This is a genomic window from Paenibacillus xylaniclasticus (genome assembly GCF_004001065.1).
In the GTDB taxonomy this organism is placed as follows: domain Bacteria; phylum Bacillota; class Bacilli; order Paenibacillales; family Paenibacillaceae; genus Paenibacillus_T; species Paenibacillus_T xylaniclasticus.
The window spans coordinates 66,822-86,744 of the sequence record NZ_BIML01000023.1; the positions used below are offsets into that span (position 1 = coordinate 66,822).

A 19,923-nucleotide genomic window follows, 5' to 3' on the forward strand; every position below is an offset into this window, starting at 1 on the left:
GGAGCGAACGGCAGGAATTGTAACTAGCTAAGCCTTAATGAGAAAGCTTCGAAACATTTCGGCTGTGTTTTGTTCCAACTCGATAATGTTTTTCATTCTATCAGATAGTTTTCTTATGATGTTTTTATCTGTGTTATAACTGGCATTTTTATTTTCTAGCATGAAATAACTTCTTTTCTTATAAAGCTCCCATTGGGATTGAAGGGCTTGATATTGATGAGTTAATTTATCGGCTTCCGCTTGATCTAAATATTCACCATTGTACAATAACTGAATTAATTTTTTATTTCTAGCATGTAGTTGTGGGAAACGCATGATGAACGATTTGAAAATAAAATCATCCTCTAAGTGACGGAATAAAAGCTCCATTTCTTCATGAAATTTTGTTAATCCATTAAGGCCCATGTAATATGTAAGATCATATTTTGAGTCATGGCATATAGTGTCCTCTAAGATATGATTAACCATATTTAAAGCTTGAGCTTTTGCAAGGGAAAGACCATCCGAAAGAGGTGTTTCCAACGGTCTGCAAATATTTCCTGTTATCGGCTTGCCTTGTTCCAAAAAGCTTTGGCAGGATTTCTGAATAGAGGTGTAAGGGATATCATAATAATCCATGTATCCCGGTGTGATACAATCCTCAATTGCGTGGAAGCATTGAGATTCGTCGTTGAAATTAAAAATAAAGACAGGATGAACCATGCTAGTTTTTCCGGATTCTCTTCCAGTTGGGTAGAAGAGTCGGTCAATAACCAAAAAAATCTTACTCCCAGCCTCAAGATTTGATTTGATGAAATCGAGCAAACCCTCATATGTCGTAAACGAGAAAGGAGAATGCATAACAAATCCCTCAATGAATGATGATGAATAATTAATATAAGGGAATAGGTAGCCTTCTGATAACATACGCAATCGTGCCTCTTCAGAGCTGTATTCTTGATCGGTCACCGTTTTGCAATACTTAATCCCCATCATTAACGGAGCGTTTCTGTATGACTCATCCATTTGTATTAACATCGCTAGCAAATTATTACTTACACAATCAAGCCAAATGTCATTATAAGGAATAATTTGTTTAACTTTATCCTCCAACAAATACAACCTCCAGACGAATTCGATATTTAGCACCTGTCCATGACCATAGATATCATAATAGAAGTGAAAAATTTTAAAGAGAATGAGAAAATTATCGTTAATAGAGGACTTAATAAACTTACTTAAGCAAGGGTTATCCGTAAGTTAGCAGATAGCATGACGTTGATTCGTAAAAGATGATAATAGATTTCAATAAAAATATGTAATCGTTGCAATAAGGTGACAGACCTTATTAATTGTAGTAACATTATATAATATATAACTAAATGTATCAAAACTCAAATAAATACATAATCCTTCATAAGTTAGAACAAGGAGAGAATTATGATTAAATTTGAAAATATGAGCTTCAGTGCCTATGGAGACAATACGATTCATCAGCGCATTGCAAAGCAGGCGAGACGTACGCCGGAGGCGACTGCGGTGGTATATGAAGGAGCTTGCCTTACATACGGTCAACTGGAAGAACAATCGAACCGAATGGCCAAAGCACTTCGGAAGAGGGGAATAGGCCGTGGCGGCATTGTCGGAATTCTAATGGAGAGAAGTCCGCAGATCCTTATCGCGATGCTGGGCGTGCTGAAGGCGGGAGGAGCGTACTTGCCGCTGGACCCGGAGTTTCCGAGTGAGAGGCTGGCATACATGCTGGAAGACAGCAAGGCGCAGCTGTTGATCGTCAGCCCTGAAACGGAAGGTCAGGTCAAGTTCGATGGCAACATTATGCGTATCGATGATGAAGAATGGACGCTGGAGGACTCAAGTACAATCGAAGCACAGTTAGAAAGCGGAAACGATCTGGCTTACTTAATGTACACGTCGGGTTCGACAGGAAGACCTAAGGGAGTCATGATCGAGCATGCGTCCGTATGCAACTTAATCGAGGGCATAACGGAGCGGATCGATTTCTCGGCAGGTAGAACCATTTTAGGTTTAACAACGATTTCATTCGATATCTTCGTCTTGGAGACGTGGCTGCCGCTAAGCTGCGGGATGACGGTAATACTAGCAGGCAAACGGCATCAGAAGGATCCTTGGGAACTAGGTAAGCTTTTAGAGGAGAGCGGTGTCCAGATGATGCAAGCGACGCCTTCGCGAATGAACTGGTTAATGCATGCGGCCGGGGGGGCGTGCTTGCGAAAGCTGGAGACGATTATGGTCGGAGGCGAAGGTGTTCCGGCGGTATTGGTAGAACGGCTGCGGAAAGTAAGTGGTGCGAAAATTTACAATATGTACGGGCCTACGGAGACCACGGTGTGGTCATGCTGCGGAGAACTGGAAGCAGGCAAGGAGGTAACCGTAGGTACGCCGATTCGGAATACAAGGCTGTACGTTGTAAACGATGAGAACCAGGTGCTCCCGGAGGGGAGCAGGGTGAGCTTTGTATTGCGGGAGACGGACTTGCACGAGGGTACTGGAATCGAACAACGTTAACAGAAGAGAAGTTCATACTGCACCCGGATTTGCCTAATGAACGGATGTATCGAACCGGGGACGTGGCACAGCAATTACCGGATGGCACCTGGAGAATTATTGGTCGACAAGATCAGCAAGTCAAGATTAGAGGGTATCGGATTGAACTCGGTGAAATTGAAAGCGTCCTGATGGAGCATGAAGCGGTGCGGGAAGCGGCTGTCGTGGTGGAAGGAGAGGCAGAGCTTGTAGCATATATTGTAGGACAAGCTTATTTGGATCAGTACGAGATTCGCCAATATGCAGCACACAAACTCCCTTCGTATATGGTTCCAAGCCGGTTTGTATCGTTATCTGAGCTTCCAGTCACACCCAATGGCAAGATTGATCGCTCACGCTTGAGTCGAATCATTGTGGAGAACCGAGCAGCAGATATTCGGATGAATGACTTGTCAACCATATGGAAAGAGATTCTTGGGCTCGAGAATATCGATAAGGATCAGAGCTTTTTCATGGCAGGGGGCGATTCCTTCAAAGCAATTAAGTTCATTGCAACGGTGAATGAACTACTAAATTGGAACCTCAGTTTAAAGGATTTATATCAATATAATACATATAAAGATTTAGTGCAGTATGGGTTGCAGCACGGTGCAAAAGAGCAGCAGGCTTCAACGGCTAGTGTGGAATTAGACCGTTTCAAAGAGACGGCGCTGCATTCTCTAAGTATGGATAGCTCTATTGTACTGGAAGATATTGACGCGATATTTCCATTAAGCGATGTGCAAATGGGTATGGTTTTTCACTCCTTAAAGGAAAAATATGTTTACCACGACCAGTATGTATTTGAAACCGTTAACTTGGGCGAGTCGAACGCTGCAGTATTACAAGAAGGCTTGCTTTTCGTTTCACGTAAGCATCCGATGCTGCGAACGGTAATTAGATTTAATGGAGTCCATAAGCCGTTCCAAATCATTCTGAAACAGTTGGAGCCTCTTGTTCAGGAATATGATCTCACCGGAATTGAGACGGAATCGAGGCAGCGGGAAGTAATAAATGGCATTTTGGCGGAGGATCGGGAGGTTCCATTTGTTTCCGCAACGCTCCAGCTTGCGCCTCTATGGCGGTGCAATTTGTTTCGTTTGCCTGCAAGCAGGTATGTAATAAATATTAATATTCATCATTCTATTTACGATGGTAAAAGCCTAGATAATATGTTGAGGGATCTTAGTATCTATCTAACGGACCGAGCCTTTAGATTAGAGGGGGCAGAATCGTTTGAACAGCTAGAGAACTTTATTGCTGAACAGGCATTACTGAAAAGAGATTTATCCTTCCAAAAATTTTGGTGTAACTATTTACAGAATGCTCCGACTACTTCACTAATTGACTATACGATGCAAGGAGAGTTCAACGCTAGAGTTAATCCGGTTCCTATTCGAATGCAGACTATGTCTCTAGGGGAACAGACAAAGCTTATTGACGAGTACACGGCATCAAGATCGCTTCATCCACGAGCAGTATTGTTAACGGTGTTTGGATTATTAGTCGGAAGGATGATTGGGCGGGACGACAACGTTATCGGTCTGATTGAGACGATTCGACCAATTCATGCGCAGAGCGATGAAGTTTTCGGCTGTTTTATTAATACGATTCCATTCCGTTTCCGTGGAATGACGGACGGTTCACCGGAAGAAATCTTCAGGAAATGCGAGCGCATGATTAATGAGATGAAGCATTATGGCAGATTGCCGTTGTATGAAATTGAAAAGAGTGTCGCCGACCAAAGGCCTAAAGGGGTCCCGATAAGCACGGTGACCTTTAATTATCGTGAACTGGATGTCAGCAGGTATGGCTTTGAGCAGTTTGCTGAGATAGATCACTACGAGGCTACTCATAACTCGTTTGATTTTATTTTGACGCGTACGCTTAGTGGTTATCAGATAAAAATCGTATATCATACGAATCTATTTAGCGATCATTTTGTTTCTGGTTTTATGAAATCGTTTGAGGAGACGCTAATCTCGCTTTTATCTGGGCTCAAGGCACCGTTCGAGGTAAAGCATAAACCGGAACTTTTACCTATCGCAAAGGATGGAGGGGATCATACAAGTATTCATGGACGCATTGCGGCTCAGGCGAGACGGACGCCGGAGGCGACTGCGGTGGTGTACGAAGGAACTTGCCTTACATATGGTCAGTTGGAAGAGCAATCGAACCAAATGGCTAGAGCATTTCGTAAAAGGGGGATCGGCCGCGGCGGCATTGTCGGAATTCTAATGGAGCGGAGCCCACAGATCCTTATTGCAATGCTGGGCGTGTTGAAGGCGGAAGGAACGTACTTGCCGCTGGACCCAGAGTTTCCGAGTGAGAGACTGGCGTACATGCTGGAAGACAGCAAAGCTCATCTGCTTATCGTCAGCTCTGAAACGGAAGGCCACGTCATGTTCGATGGCAACGTAATGCGTATCGATGATGAGGAATGGACGCAGGAAGACCCAAGTACAATCGAAGCATCGTTGGAAAGCGGAAGAGATCTGGCTTACTTAATGTATACGTCGGGTTCGACAGGAAGACCGAAGGGAGTCATGATCGAGCATGCGTCCGTATGCAACTTAATCGAGGGCATAACGGAGCGGATTGATTTCTCGGCAGGCAGAACCATTTTAGGTTTAACAACGATCTCATTCGATATTTTTGTTCTAGAGACATGGCTGCCGTTAAACTGTGGAATGACCGTAATACTGGCGGGAAAACGGCATCAGAAGGATCCTTGGGAACTAGGTAAGCTCATAGAGGAGAGCGGTGTCCAGATGATGCAAGCGACGCCTTCGCGAATGAACTGGTTAATGCAAGCGGCTGGAGGGGCGTGCTTGCGAAAGCTCGAGACGATCATGGTCGGAGGAGAAGGCGTTCCGGCGGTACTGGTAGAACGGCTGCGGAAAGTAAGCGGTGCGAGAATCTACAATATGTACGGGCCTACGGAGACCACGGTGTGGTCATGCTGCGGAGAACTGGAACCAGGTAAGGAGGTAACTGTAGGCACGCCGATTCGGAATACAAGGCTGTACGTTGTAAACGATGAGAACCAGGTGCTCCCGGAGGGGAGCAGGGTGAGCTTTGTATTGCGGGAGACGGACTTGCACGAGGGTACTGGAATCGAACAACGTTAACAGAAGAGAAGTTCATACTGCACCCGGATTTGCCTAATGAACGGATGTATCGAACCGGAGACGTGGCGCAGCAATTACCGGATGGTACCTGGAGGATTATTGGTCGGCAAGATCAGCAAGTCAAGCTTAGAGGGCATCGGATTGAGCTGGGTGAAATTGAAAGCGTCCTGATGGAGCATGAAGCGGTACGGGAAGCGGCTGTCGTAGTGGAAGGAGAGACAGAGCTTGTTGCCTATATTGCAGGACAAGCCCATTTGGAGCAGTACGAGATTCGCCAATATGCAGCGCGCAAGCTCCCTTCCTATATGATTCCAAGCCGATTTGTATCGTTATCTGAGCTTCCAGTTACACCAAATGGCAAAATTGATCGCTCGACCCTGGCTGCAGGCGGCCGGAAGAGAACTGAGGATAGAAGCGAGGTGGCAGCTTCTATCGCTGCAAGTAGATATACAAGTACAATCGAAGATCAGATCCGACAAGTGTTTGAATCCGTTCTTGGTAGAGGTGAGATCGATAAGCGGCTTAATTTTTTCGATCAAGGTGCCGACTCCTTCTCAATCGTCGATATATTTGTTCGTTTGAATAATTGTTTTCCGAATGCAGTGACAGTATCGGATTTATTCGGCTATACCACTATTGAAAAATTGGCTGCTTTTATTGCGAGCCAGACCGGAGGCGCTGAAGCGGAATTTCGTTTTACACGGTTTCCAGATGAATATTATTTGCCAGCGGGTAAGACCGTACCGCATTATGAAGTGATGCACTTTCAAATATTGAAGTCGATTTATGATCCGATATGTGACAAATTGCGAACTGATCCAGATACTTTGTTTGTCATGCTGTTTATGTATGTCATTGCGGATCTCTCGAATCAATCAGAAAGTCACCTTATCTATGGATCGGAAGCTCTAATTCCGATTTCGATTAACTTTGATCAATTTGAAGACGCTGCTCAAATGGCTTCATATCTGAGTCAGCAAATGAAGTCGCAGGCTGCTAAAGAGCTGGATACCAGAACGTTAATTGCAGGAGCCTATTATGATGTAGTTCCCGCATATGTAAGCTCGAATGTGCACCGACTAGATCATATTGATATACGAATTTTTACTAGACAAGAAGCTCTCTACTCCCAGTTCTACCTCGAATATAACGCTGGCAAGTTATCTGCATCGATGATTGAAAGGCTGATTCAAGATTTTGGGCATAGCTTAGAAGCATTGATTACAAATTTGTGAAGGATGGAAACGGATATGCATAATTACGCATTATTATTTCCTGGACAAGGGTCCCAATACGTAGGTATGGGCAAAAAAATGTATGAAGAAAGTGAGGAAGCGAAGCGCCTATTCAAAATTAGTGAAGAAGTTCTTGGCATTCCGTTACGTAAATTGTGCTTCGAAGGTGAACAAAGTCAGTTGACCTTAACTTACCATGCGCAACCGGCAATTTTGACGGTGGGATATATCTCCTTCCGATTGTTTATGGACAAGTATCAAGCAATGCCTTTGTATATGATGGGTCACAGCCTCGGAGAAATTACGGCATTGACCTGCGCAGGCGTTTATCATTTTGAAGATGCTCTTCAAATTGTATACAAACGAGGACAATTGATGCATGAAGCGGTTGCGGATCAAGCAGGAGCGATGATGTCGATTCAGGGACTATCGGTTCATCTCGTAAGCCAAATTGTCGAGTCTATCTCGAATAGTGATGAGACCGTTGTTGTTTCCAATGAAAATGCAAAAAATCAAATCGTTATCTCTGGGCATTCGGTGGCGGTACAGAAGGCGGCAGATAAATTGGAAAAGCTAGGTGCGATAACGATTCCGCTGAATGTAAGTGCACCGTTTCATAGTCCATTGATGGCTCCGGCCGAACAGCAGTTTAGAGCTTTTTTGGATCAGTACACCTTGCTGCCTTTTCAGACGACAGTCGTCTCTAATGTGGATGCATTGCCTTATAAAGATATTTTAGAAGTGCCAGATAAATTATCTAAACAATTAACGATGCCAGTTAAGTGGGTAGATTGTGTGCGCTATGTACATGGTTGCGGTATTTCATGGGCCATTGAGGCGGCTCCCAAAAAAGTATTGCGTAATTTGTCAAACGGTGATTCGCTGCAGGTTTATGGATTAGATCACGAGGGTGATTCCACCAGCATTGAACAAATAATGAGTGGAGTGGTGGATTACGATGCGACGGATTTCGTGAGAGGCTGTCTGGCGTTATCTGTTTGTACGAAAAACTATAACTTGGATCAGGAAAAGTACGAAAGCGGCGTTATTCGACAAGTCAGGCTGTTAGAACAGATGCAGGAAAGCTTGGAGTCCAATAAAGGAACGGCTAACTCAGTTGAGATGACAAAGGCGTTGGATGCATTGCTCACTATATTAGATACCAAACTAGTGCCTGTAGAGGAGCAAAGGCATCGATTGACAAAGTTATTCAACACTACCTTGCCATTTACAATAATTCGAGAACTGCGAGCTTATATGAAGGATCAATTAAATAGTACGATTCTTGATTAAAAAGTGAGGGTGTCGGATGAAGAATAACGTTTTCAAGAGAAAAAGTACGGGCTCGGAGTACTCTCAATCGATTGTTCAGATGAATAAATTAGCAGAGAAGGACATCGCCATTATTGGTATCGGGTGCCGTATTGCTGACGCTTCAAACGTTGCAGAATATTGGGATATGCTGCAATCGGGAGGCGATCGTGTTCGAGAGCTATCAGCCCAAAGAAAACGGGACGCTGAGCGATATATTCAATTACTTAATCAAGAAAAGCGATTCCCTTCAATGCGCTGGTCCAAAGCGGGATATCTAACGGATATTGCTGGCTTTGATTATAAGTTTTTTAACATATCTCCTAGAGAAGCAGCATTAATGGATCCTAATCAGAGGATTTTCCTTGAGACCATCTGGCAGGCCATTGAAGATGCAGGATATGGAGAGGATATAGTCGGCAGCCAGACCGGAGTGTACGTTGGGTATTCCAGCGATTTTGGTCAGATGTACAAAGATATGATTGAGAGCGTCAGCTCCGAATTCGGAGAGATTGCTTTGGCGGGTAATATTAAGTCGATTATTGCAAGCCGCATATCGTATTTATTGGATCTGAAAGGGCCAAGCCTCGTTGTAGATACGGCATGCTCTTCATCACTTGCGGCAGTCTATTTAGCTTGTCAAGATATTCGAAATGGAAAATGTCAAATGGCACTGGCCGGCGGAGTGAAATTGAACAATTTTCCTGCTTTTAGCAGCGTACTTCGTGATATTGGAATCCATTCATCTGTTGACAAGGCACGTTCATTCGATGATTCGTCCGACGGAACAAGCTTTGGCGAAGGAGCAGGTGTTGTAATGCTTAAAGCTCTTCATCGCGCTGTTCTGGATGGGGATCAAATATATGCGGTCATTAAAGGCGGCGCTATGAATCAAGATGGCGCATCCATTAATCTTACTGCCCCGAATATGCTAGCACAGCAAGATGTTATTATGGAGGCTTGGAAAGACGCACAGATTGATCCAACCACAATTACATATATTGAAGCACATGGTACGGGTACATCGTTAGGAGATCCGATAGAGATACAGGCGATATCAAATGCTTTCAGAGCTTATACAGAGAGAAAACAATTTTGTGCCGTTAGTACGGTAAAGACGAACGTTGGTCATCTCGATCACGCTGCCGGAATTGCAGGGCTCATCAAGTCTGCGTTGTCTCTCAAACATAAAAAGCTTGTCGCTTCGCTTCACTTCCAATCTCCTAACCGTAAAATTGATTTTGCGGATTCTGCGGTATACGTAAACACTGAACTGAAGGATTGGAATGAAGAAGTTAGAAGGTGCGGGGTTAGCTCATTTGGATTAAGCGGTACGAATGTACACTTAATTTTAGAGGAGGGACCGGAACAGCGGACAAAGGCAAATCGCAATGAAAATCAAAACCTTTTTCTTGTGATGTCTGCGAAAAATCGTTCCAGTCTGGAACAATTGGTCCTCGCTTATTCCGATTTTTTAGTTCATGAAACTTGCGATCTAGGAGACCTCTGCTATACGGCAAGTGTTGGGAGAGCGCATCATTCCTGCCGCGTCATGCTGCTCTTTAATAGTAAAGAACAGCTGATAATTCAGTTGGAATGGCTGAAGCGACAACAGATGAAACAGGATGCGGCTCAAGGAATATACTCAAATGTACATGAGCCAAGGAAGAGCGTAACGTCTGACAATGCTTCTGGCCTTGTTGTGGAATGGCTATCATCAGGAGATCCAGCTGTACTGCATAAAATTGCTGAAGAATATGTGTCGGGAGCGACTGTTCCGTGGAGGAGAATGTATGAGGGCACACAACATAGGCGTATAAGTATTCCAACCTATCCATTTTTGCCGAATCGGGCATGGTTTACAGATGTTATCCATCAACAGCCTTCCGCAATTCGCAGAGTCGTAGATTCGATTGATCGCAGTATATTTCAAATGGATATATCTGTGGAACGGCATTGGTTTATTAGCGAGCATATTGTAGACGGTGATTATATGCTCCCTGGTGCTGCTATGCTACATCTTGTGAAGGAAGCGTTTGCAAAAGATAAGGCTCAAGGCGTTGTCATTCAAGATTTTGTTATCGCGTATCCATTCATAGTGGACGAAGGTGAACCGAGAACACTTCAAATTGTGCTTAAAGAAACGGGAAGCTTTATCGTGTGCAGTAAAACAGAGGAAGGCTGGATTATCCACGCCGAGGGAATGATTAGCAAGTCAGTAGCACCTCCTTTGGAACAGGTTAATGTTGCTGAATTATTGCAAGGTATGGACAAGAGTGAGTTTACCACGTTCGATATATCGAATAAATCTGTCCAAACTGGAGGCAGATGGAATAATGTTGATTCCGTCTATACCGGTTCTGATGAGGTGTGCCTCTATCTGAAGCTCCCTGAAACTTATGTCGGGGATATGGAAGATTTTTTTATTCATCCCTCGTTAATGGATAATGCTGTGCATGTAGCGATGCTTAGCGAAGATGATACCCTTTATCTTCCTTGGATGTATAGAGAAATACAAATATATCGGCGAATGCCCGCTAGTTTCTATAGTTACATTCGTAAAGTGGACAGCAATGCTGAAACAGTCACAGTGGACATTACTTGGATGGATAATCAAGGGAATATTATTGCGCAAATCTCTGAGTATTGCATGAAGAAAGTTCATCGTCAGGTGCAGTCGACAATCGATTCTTACTTACACGAGATTGCGTGGAGTGAGTGTCTTGAGGAAAGCTCGGAGTCTGAGCAAAGTCAAGAAACAATCGTTTTGCTGCATATGGCACAGGTACAGCGCAGTAATGAGCTCAAGAGAATGCTGCAGCAGCGTGGACATAGAGTTGTGGAATTGCTGCTAGGTAAAGCGGATATTGATGAGAGCGACGATTGTTACGTTATTACTAACGTAGAGAGAGATTTGTATGAAGTCTTTGGCAAACTGGCTCGATATCGAATTGATCGAATTATCCATGCAACTGGGTATCATGATATTGCTCTTTCACAAGACAATTTTGGTGAAATGCAAAATAATACCTTGTTCAGTTTATTTCACACCTTAAAAGCGATGCTGGAGAAGAAGATCAACCTTCCATTGGAGCTTGATATAGTAGCAAGTTTCGCTAATGAGGTGACGACAACAGAGCCGTATATCCATTCCCTGCATGCTGCGTTAAGCGGTCTAGGCAAATCAATAAGCCAGGAATATCCGGATATTCGCACAAGATTTATAGATGCGGATAGTACAACCAGCTGCGAACGGATTACCCAAGAGCTCTTTATGTCAAAGTCGCAATACCAAGTCGCTTTCCGTGATGGCAAGAAGTATCGGGAACAGGTTGTACGTTTATCAGTTGACAGAACTGAGGAACAAGAGCTTCCAATCGTCGATAACGGTACCTATTTAATTACTGGCGGTTTAGGCGGGCTGGGGCTAGCGACAGCACAATATCTGGCTGCAAAGTGTGCCGTGAATCTTATTCTACTAAATAGAACGCCCCTCCCTCCGCGCAATTGCTGGCATGATGAAGAGTATGCGAATGATCCTCGAATGGCGGCTGTTTCAAAATCATTGGCCGAGATAGAAGAAATGGGATCAACGGTTGAGTTACACCATATCGATATTGCGAATGAACAGCAATTGACTGAAGTCTATCGGAAAATAAAAACGAAACATAGCCGGATCGATGGCATTTTTCACTGTGCAGGAGTTGCAGGCGACGGTTATTTGATTCGCAAACCGTTTGAACAATTCAATGAAGTCGTCTCTCCTAAGATCCAAGGCACGTTTTTGTTAAATCAGGTAACCGCAGAAGATAAGCCAGATTTTCTTGTTCTATTTTCCTCGGTTACGGCGATCTTTGCAGGCGCAGGGCAGGGAGATTATGCAGCAGCTAATATGTTCTTGGATGCTTTCGCAGCGAGCAATACAAAAGCAGACAGAAGAACAATTTCTATTAACTGGCCTGCGTGGAAGTATATTGGAATGGCGCATCGTTATGGAATTACCGACGATCGCGGAGTCTTTATGGATATTGTTCCCGAGAACGCCATGCTGGTATTGGACCGTATCTTAAGAAGCCCTCATTTGCATCGGGTTGTCGTCGGACAATACAATAATAAGCTTTTGCAAACTGAGTACCAGGATCTGCTTATTGAGTTATGCGATGCTCCAAAACAACCACAACGAAGGCAAGTACGGAAAGATGCACCGAATACGACAACGACAAGCGTACGCTCAGGAGGTCCGGAACAAGTTATAACCGTAGTAGCCTCTTTATGGACGCAGGTCCTTGGTGAGGCTGAATATAACGCGGACGACAATTTCTTTGATGTTGGAGGAAATTCTATTATTGCGACAAGCTTGTTAAGGAAATTGCAGTCTGAATATCCAGGTACGGTGAATATAACCGATGTATTCACTTACCCAACCATTAATGAGATGTCACGGTATATAAGCAGCAAGCTTGGCTTATTAACGGATGAGCCAAAGAACGATGAATCGTCAGATTCTCAGCTCGATGATTTGTTGGATCAATTGATCAATGGCGAAATTAACATCGATGCAGCATTTCGAAGAATATAAGAGGGGATGACATATGGAAAAGATAAAAAAATATATTTTGCAGCAATTGGTAGAAAATAAGTTATCCCGTGACGAGGCAAAGCAGCTGCTAAATGAAACGAATGTGAGTCAAGCATCCGGAGAGATTGCGGTTGTTGGAATTGCCTGCAAATTTCCGGGCGCGAAAAATAAGGAGGAGTATTGGGAGCTGCTTGCCAGCGGCAAGTCGGCGATTTCATCTTATTCCGAGCAGAGGCTTTCCGATATAAATGCAGTGCTTCAGAATCGGTTCGCGCGTGAATTGTACTTCGGTCCTGGGGGGGAGCTAGTCGAGGACTTCGGACTAGGCGGTTACTTCGAGGATATTTCGCGGTTTGATGCTGCGTTTTTCTCGATTTCCCCTAAGGAAGCCAAATATATGGACCCTTATCATAGGTTGTTTTTAGAGACGGCTTGGGAAGCTGTGGAGGATGCGGGGTACGGAGGAAAGGCGCTTTCGGGATCGAAGACAGGAGTTTTTGTTGGAAGGGATCATGCAGAAATTTCAAGCTATCAGTTGGTTACCGAACAGGACCCTCTACATTTCACAGGGTCTTATTCCTCCATTCTAGCAAGTCGGATCGCTTATCTTTTTAATTGGCAAGGTCCTTGTGTTGTTCTTGATACAGCTTGTTCTTCCGGACTCGTAGCTCTACATACCGCTTGTCGGTCGCTTCAGGCGAACGACTGTGATATGGCGGTTGCAGGCGGCATTAGTTTAATGAATAGTCCGGTTAAGGATGACGGCTTGAAGATGATAGAGTCCAAGGATGGCTGTGTGCGAACTTTCGATAAGGACGCGACGGGCACTATGCTAAGCGAAGGGGTAGGAATCGTTGTACTGAAAACCTTGAAAAAAGCTTTGCAAGACAACGATCATATTTATGCTGTCATCAAGGGAAGCTCTATTAATAATGACGGAGCTTCGACGGGTATTACAGCCCCGAATGTGGAGGCTCAATATCAAGTCATTTTGAACGCTTGGAAGAACAGCAATGTTCCGCCGGAAACGATTAGCTACATCGAAGCACATGGAACAGGTACGGTGCTTGGTGACCCTATTGAATTTGAAGGGTTATCCAATGCATTTCGGAAGTTTACGGATAAGAAACAGTTTTGCGGAATCGGTTCCGCAAAGACAAATATCGGTCATACTGTAGGGGCTTCCGGCATTGCTGGTTTAATAAAAATTATCTTATCGATGCAGCATAAGATGATTCCAGCAAATTTGAATTTTAAAGAGGCCAACCCTTATATCGATTTTAACAATTCTCCTTTCTATGTAGTCAATGAAGCGAAGAGTTGGGACGAATCAGACTCGCCTAGAAGGGCCGGTATCAGTTCGTTTGGCTTCAGCGGAACGAATTGTCACGTCGTTGTCGAGGAAGCCGAGCACTTATTAAATAATCGAATTATTCGGCGATCAAAGCCGCATCAAGAATTAATCTTTACATTGTCAGCGAAAAGCAGAGAAGCATTGCTCGGTTATGTAAAAAAATATATTCAATTTTTCAGCGATCCAACAAGGAAATCATTATCCTTGGAGGATGTATGTTATACATCGACAGTGGGAAGGGGACATTACTCGGAACGATTAGCGATAATGGTTCGCTCTTTGGATGACGTCAAGAATAAGCTTCTGCGTTTGATGGAGTGCGAAGAGTGGGAATGCTTGCGTGATGAACAAATATATTATGGCAAGCATAGAATTGTGCCGAGTAATAAGAAGGTGCTAGAGGACCACGAGTTGTCAGATCATCAACTTGCGACATTAAATGGAGAAATGAATGCTGCATTAATTAGGGGACAGAATGAAGCCTTAAACCGAACGCTGGCCGAAGGGTATGTAAGAGGTGCTGAAATTAATTGGGAAGTTTATTTCCAAGGAATCGATACGTGCAAAGCAAGTTTACCTACTTATCCGTTTGAACGAAAAAGATACTGGGCGGAGGCCCGTACCGATGAAGCGTTCAATGATGCCGGGAAGAAGACAGGATTGCCGCTTGTACATAGAGCGATTTTGGACAACCCAGAGGTTATGGTATTTGAATCTACATTTAATGAGAGAAAAGATTGGATTTTGCACGAGCATCGTATTTTCGACCAAAGTATCATTCCAGCTACGGCATATCTGGAGATGGCTCTAGAGGCGGTATCGAAATATTTGGGAGCTGCCGCGGTCGAGTTCAGCAATATCTATTACCGAGCTCCGTTGATCGCAGATCTGAACCAGACGGTGAATGTGCAAACGGTCGTGAGGAAGCTTTCGGCAGGTTACGAGTTTAAGTTTTACAGCCGTAGCGGAGAGATAAGCACGTTACTGGCAGAAGGAACGATTACCGAGTTGGCTAGGGATTCAGAGCCGAAGAGAGTAAATGTTGAAGATCTCCTTAACAGACGTTTAGACATTATGCAGGAGCTTGAAGATAACGACATTGAAAAGGAAAACACCTTCTTCGGAGCAAGATGGAACAATTTGGTGAGTGTTTCAAAGTTGACCGATCAAGAACTGTTGGTTGAAGCTTCAATGCCGGAAGCGTTTGCTGATGAAATCGGCCAAATGCGTATGCATCCTGCTATATTGGATAGCTCAATAAATGTACTGTCCCAAAAGGCAGGGAACGGAATTTATCTGCCCATCTTCTACAAGTCGATAAAGCTTTATTCTAAGCTTCCTAGCCGGTTTTATTGCATGATGAAGCAATTACAGGCTTCACAACAGAATGAACGCGAAACCGTCTCCTTTCATCTTCAACTTATCGATTTGAATGGAAACGTTATTGCAGAGATTGAGAATTATACATTGAAGAGAGTGCGGAGCGCTCTCACTCTAAAACTAAGTCAAGACAGGGTTCATCGAAGGGAATGGATCGAAGAGATCGCATCCTCGTCGGTAGCGCCTCAAGAAGTACGCAATGTATTAGTTTTTATGCGGGACAAAAATGACATGGCACGGGAGCTTATTCATCGCTTGGAGCAGCAGGGTAGTCATGTAATTAAGGCTTTTGCCAGAAACGAATACCGGCAAGTTAGCGAGACGGAATATTGGGTCGATATATCTCGCCAGACAGATTTTCAACGTTTGTTCGAAGCTATAGACCATAGTTCTTTAAGTCATCTCGTATATTTGTTTGATGAGACGGGGAGTGGCTTGGTTAACGAAATCGAACTGGATAATCAAATGGAGTACGGGGTGTATGGTCTATCACGGCTGGTAAAGGCTATTATACAGACGAAGCTGCATGCCGGGAGTCGGATCGTAATTGCCGGCAAGCAGGCCAACCGAGTGACGGGCAAGGAGACGGAGCTTTCTCCAGTAGCCGCTGCGATCCAAGGGTTTGCAAGAGTCATTGAGCAAGAATATAACCAATACTTATGCAGATTTATCGATTATGATGAAACAACCGCCGCTGACACCATCCTATCGGAAATTGTATCGCCATCATCATATTATGCCTGCGCATATCGTGACAATAAACGCTATATTCCTTCTTTAATCTCAGAGCCGATGCAGAAGGATTCCGTAATGCCATTAAAAGAACAAGGCGTTTATCTAATCACGGGAGGAGGCGGCGGGATTGGCTTGGAGATTGCGAATTATATCGCATCACAGAAGAATGTCCATTTCGTGCTGATCAATCGTTCTCCACTTCCGGATCGGGCAGAATGGGAACGAGTGGTAAAGGATTCACCAGACTCTAGAATTGCGGCAAAGATCACAAAAATGATGCAAATTGAAGAGAAAGGCTCCTCTGTTATCACTTTTGCGGTAGACGTTACGGATGCCGAGAAGTTATCGCATGCTTTGCAGTCGATTAGAGAAGCATATGGCAAAATCGATGGGGTTATCCATGGAGCAGGTGTCGCGGGTCAAGGCTTCATTATAAATAAAAGCGAACAGCAGGCAAGGGAAACGATTGCGCCGAAGGTGAAAGGAACTTATTTGCTGGATGAGCTTACGCGACAGGACGAACTCGATTTCTTCGTTTTGTTCTCATCGGTTATTTCTTTAGTAGGCGGACATGGTCAGGCTGACTATGCGGCAGGAAATTCATTTATGGATACTTATGCTTCGCTTCGTAGCCTCAAAGGCAGAGCGACGCAATCGGTCAATTGGGGCATGTGGAGTGAGGTTGGAATGGCCGTTGATTTCGGTTTGGATGGAAGCGATCTGCTGCTAAAACCAATATCGAATGACGAAGGCTTCCAAGCATTGTCAACCATTATGCACAACTCTATGCAGGGAGTGCTGTTTGGGGAATTGAACCCGACTCGCTCCTTAGATATTGGAGCTCATTTATTCGTGCCGCAACTCGCAGTTCAAGCAACGAATACGTCAGCTGCTGTTAATCGTACCGGATTTAGACCAGTGAAGCCTAACGGTAAAGCTCTTGATGATTATACTCCGCATGAGATAGCGCTCTCCCAAATATGGGGACATATATTGGAGATGGATAGCATCAATGTGTACGATAACTTCTATGATTTAGGCGGGGACTCGATATTAGCGCTTAATTTGGTGAAGTTGATTAATGAGCAGTTTAAAACAGATCTAAATGTAGGGGATTTGTTTAGCTCTGAGAATATTGTAGAGATGTCCACGCTGCTGGAAGGCTATGAAGTACCCGTGTGGAATGTAACGGAAGATGTCATAGAGAACAATCAGGCCACTGCTCATGCTCACCAGTCGTATTCTAAAGAAGACGACCAAAGCAAGCATATAACAGTTTCCGCACGTTACGAAACGAAGCTGATTCAGTCGTCGATTCCAGATATGGATGAATATATGATTAAGCAAAATGTACTTGCCGGAGATAATTATTTCTCGTGGAAGCAGATGGACTGTTACGCACGCGGTATTATGTACATGATGAAGATTAACAATAAACCTATCACGAAGTATTATAAATTGTTATATGCTTTGCAAAGATCGTTCGACATTCACCATCCTACTGTTTATCATATGCATCAATACATTAATATCCAAAATATTCATGAGTATATGAACGAGGATTTTTGCAGCTTTGTTCGAAAATTTGGATTTGAAGTAGAGTTTACCGATGTCTCTAATAAGGAAACATTGCACCATGTGATTCAAGGACTTGTAAAAAATAAAAAACTAATTTTGATCCCATTTGATGAATACTACTTGTATTATTCTCAATATTATATGAAAAAACATACGGATCACCATGCGTTGATTTATGGCTATAGTAACAAGAAACAGCTATATCATATTTTAAATCATAACCACTTAACTATTAACAATAGCAGCTCAATAGAATACGGACCGTTCGTTGCCCCATTCTCGCTCATTGAGGAAATAATCGACGAGATCGAACCGTATCGGCGCTCCGTGGTCACGATTGCTCATAATCCGGAGCTTGGAGACACGCCTGAAGAGTTCGACCATTTGCTTCAACAAATATTTACGGAGCCTTCGGATCTGAAGCCTGTCAATCGAATATCTGATTATGTTCGTGGACTGAATTGTAACAAGGTCGAGTGGAGTGATAACAGCTCGAAAGAGTTCTATGATTACATGGGAGCTCTGGAGATGTTTGTTGATATTCTTCAACAAGAATTCGGATGTCATAGTACCGATTTCTCCAAGGCATCGTCTGAACTGATTAAATATTGTAATACGTTGCTGAAGAAGTACATCATTAAAATGGAATCGAAATCCGTAGTGCCTGGCGATTATGAGGAATTACTCGCAAAGATTGATCAGTCCTCGTCTGAGTTATTTGCCGCACTTGAATTGCACTTCAGAGGGTAGAGGCATATAAGGGGGGATATGCGATGGGGTCACTGCGTATATTTAGCGAAATCCCGTGCAATATCGTAACGAAAGACTATAAAAGGATCGAAACGGTAGTCGGCTTAGCGGAAAAATATAACTATGAGGGGGCACTTATCTATTTCTTTCATACAGCCTTGGATCCTTGGATCGTATTGACCAAGGTGCTACAGCAAAGCCAAAATTTATCTCCATTGATCGCTGTTCAACCTTATTCCATGCAGCCCTTTACCGTAGCCAAAATGATTGCATCGGTGGCAGCGCTGTATGGTAGAAAAATAAATATTAACTTTATAACAGGCGTCAACGATGTAGAGCTGAAAAGCATAGGTGAGATAATCGATCCGAGTATAAAGTATGCCAGATTGCATGAATATATTGAGATCATTCAAGCACTTCTGAAAAGCGATGCCCCATTCAGCTATGATGGACAATATTTTTCCTTTAAAGCTTTGACCAACCATTCTCAAATCAGCGAGGAGTTTTTTCCGGGATTTTATATCCCGGGGTCCTCGTCTGAGAGTATCCGATTGGTGCATCATTATGCGGGGACAGCTGTTTTGAGACCGCAGCCCATCGAACAATTTCGTCAAGAATATTTAAGTAAAATGGATACAAAAAAGGTGAATATTGCACTTCGGATTTCTATGATCGCCAGACCTACTTCATCCGAAGCATGGGAAACAGCACGCGCTTTGTATCCAGTAACAAGCTTAAGCCGATTAAAATTGAAGATGAGAAGGAAGGTCTCCTCTCATAATTCGCAGATGATGCTGCATTTAGCTAGTGACGACCTATATGATGAAGTCTACTGGATGGGGGCTTATAAAAGTGGAAACTCACTAGATCCGTATTTGGTTGGTAATTACGAAGAAGTAGCGGAATATTTGCAGAAATATATAGACAGCGGTGTTAATGCATTGTTAATAGGTCATCTTGTGCAAGAAGAAGATTATTATCATGTGAATGAAGTATTAAAACGAGTGAGTAGAAAGCAAACTACAGGAGCAGTAATCCATGGTTCGCAATAAATTTAGAACCTTACTCTGAAGAGAGTTGGTACGTTATTTCTAGAGACAAATGATAGCGGTTTACTATTCCATGCTCTATTGAACGACAACGCAAGAATAAAGGTTCTTGCTGCATGGCAGGAGCGAAAGCAGGAGCGAAAGCAGGAGCAAATCACCCATCTGTATCTTGGAGAAAAGATCTCTTGGGGACTCGTTCCGCACTCTCAGGCTTTATTGCTAGCGCGTTATCTGCGTAATGATTTGGACGAGTATCCTCCTTTTATGTGGAAGTAGT

General features: G+C 43.6%; 8 protein-coding genes and 1 pseudogene. 8 read left to right on the plus strand and 1 reads right to left on the minus strand.

The genetic code is table 11. From position 1 onward, the window contains the following. Positions 1–27 precede the first annotated feature (27 nt). Positions 28–1,092, minus strand: coding sequence for a hypothetical protein (locus PXY01_RS17605; RefSeq protein WP_127571675.1), 1,065 nt, complete (start codon positions 1,090–1,092; stop codon positions 28–30). 327 nt (positions 1,093–1,419) lie between these two features. Here PXY01_RS17605 and PXY01_RS23370 point away from each other — a divergent pair, with 327 nt between their 5' ends. The 8 genes and pseudogenes from PXY01_RS23370 to PXY01_RS22915 all read left to right on the plus strand — a co-directional run. Then, positions 1,420–2,526 carry an AMP-binding protein gene (locus tag PXY01_RS23370; RefSeq protein ID WP_127571677.1) on the plus strand — a complete coding sequence of 369 codons (1,107 nt, stop codon included), beginning with the start codon at positions 1,420–1,422 and terminating at the stop codon, positions 2,524–2,526. A gap of 62 nt (positions 2,527–2,588) precedes the next feature. Beyond that, positions 2,589–5,675 (plus strand): AMP-binding protein, encoded by a 3,087-nt coding sequence (locus PXY01_RS22630; RefSeq protein WP_164744478.1) that lies wholly within the window; start codon positions 2,589–2,591, stop codon positions 5,673–5,675. Positions 5,676–5,737: 62 nt separating this feature from the next. After that, entirely contained in the window at positions 5,738–6,910 is a 1,173-nt protein-coding gene (locus tag PXY01_RS22635) for an AMP-binding enzyme (RefSeq protein WP_164744479.1), read from the plus strand. A gap of 15 nt (positions 6,911–6,925) precedes the next feature. Beyond that, positions 6,926–8,203 carry an ACP S-malonyltransferase gene (gene fabD / locus PXY01_RS17625; RefSeq protein WP_164744480.1) on the plus strand — a complete coding sequence of 426 codons (1,278 nt, stop codon included), beginning with the start codon at positions 6,926–6,928 and terminating at the stop codon, positions 8,201–8,203. Positions 8,204–8,219: 16 nt separating this feature from the next. After that, positions 8,220–12,800: a type I polyketide synthase gene (locus tag PXY01_RS17630; protein WP_127571685.1), complete on the plus strand. Its 4,581-nt coding sequence runs from the start codon at positions 8,220–8,222 to the stop codon at positions 12,798–12,800. 13 nt (positions 12,801–12,813) lie between these two features. Continuing rightward, complete coding sequence (locus PXY01_RS17635) at positions 12,814–18,597, plus strand: SDR family NAD(P)-dependent oxidoreductase (RefSeq protein WP_127571687.1); 5,784 nt, start codon at positions 12,814–12,816, stop codon at positions 18,595–18,597. Between the two features lie 23 nt (positions 18,598–18,620). Further along, positions 18,621–19,649, plus strand: a complete 1,029-nt coding sequence (locus PXY01_RS17640; protein WP_127571689.1) for an LLM class flavin-dependent oxidoreductase — start codon at positions 18,621–18,623, stop codon at positions 19,647–19,649. A gap of 75 nt (positions 19,650–19,724) precedes the next feature. Next, positions 19,725–19,922 (plus strand): annotated as a pseudogene (locus PXY01_RS22915) (subtype I-C CRISPR-associated endonuclease Cas1); the annotation flags it as partial. Position 19,923: the final 1 nt, after the last annotated feature.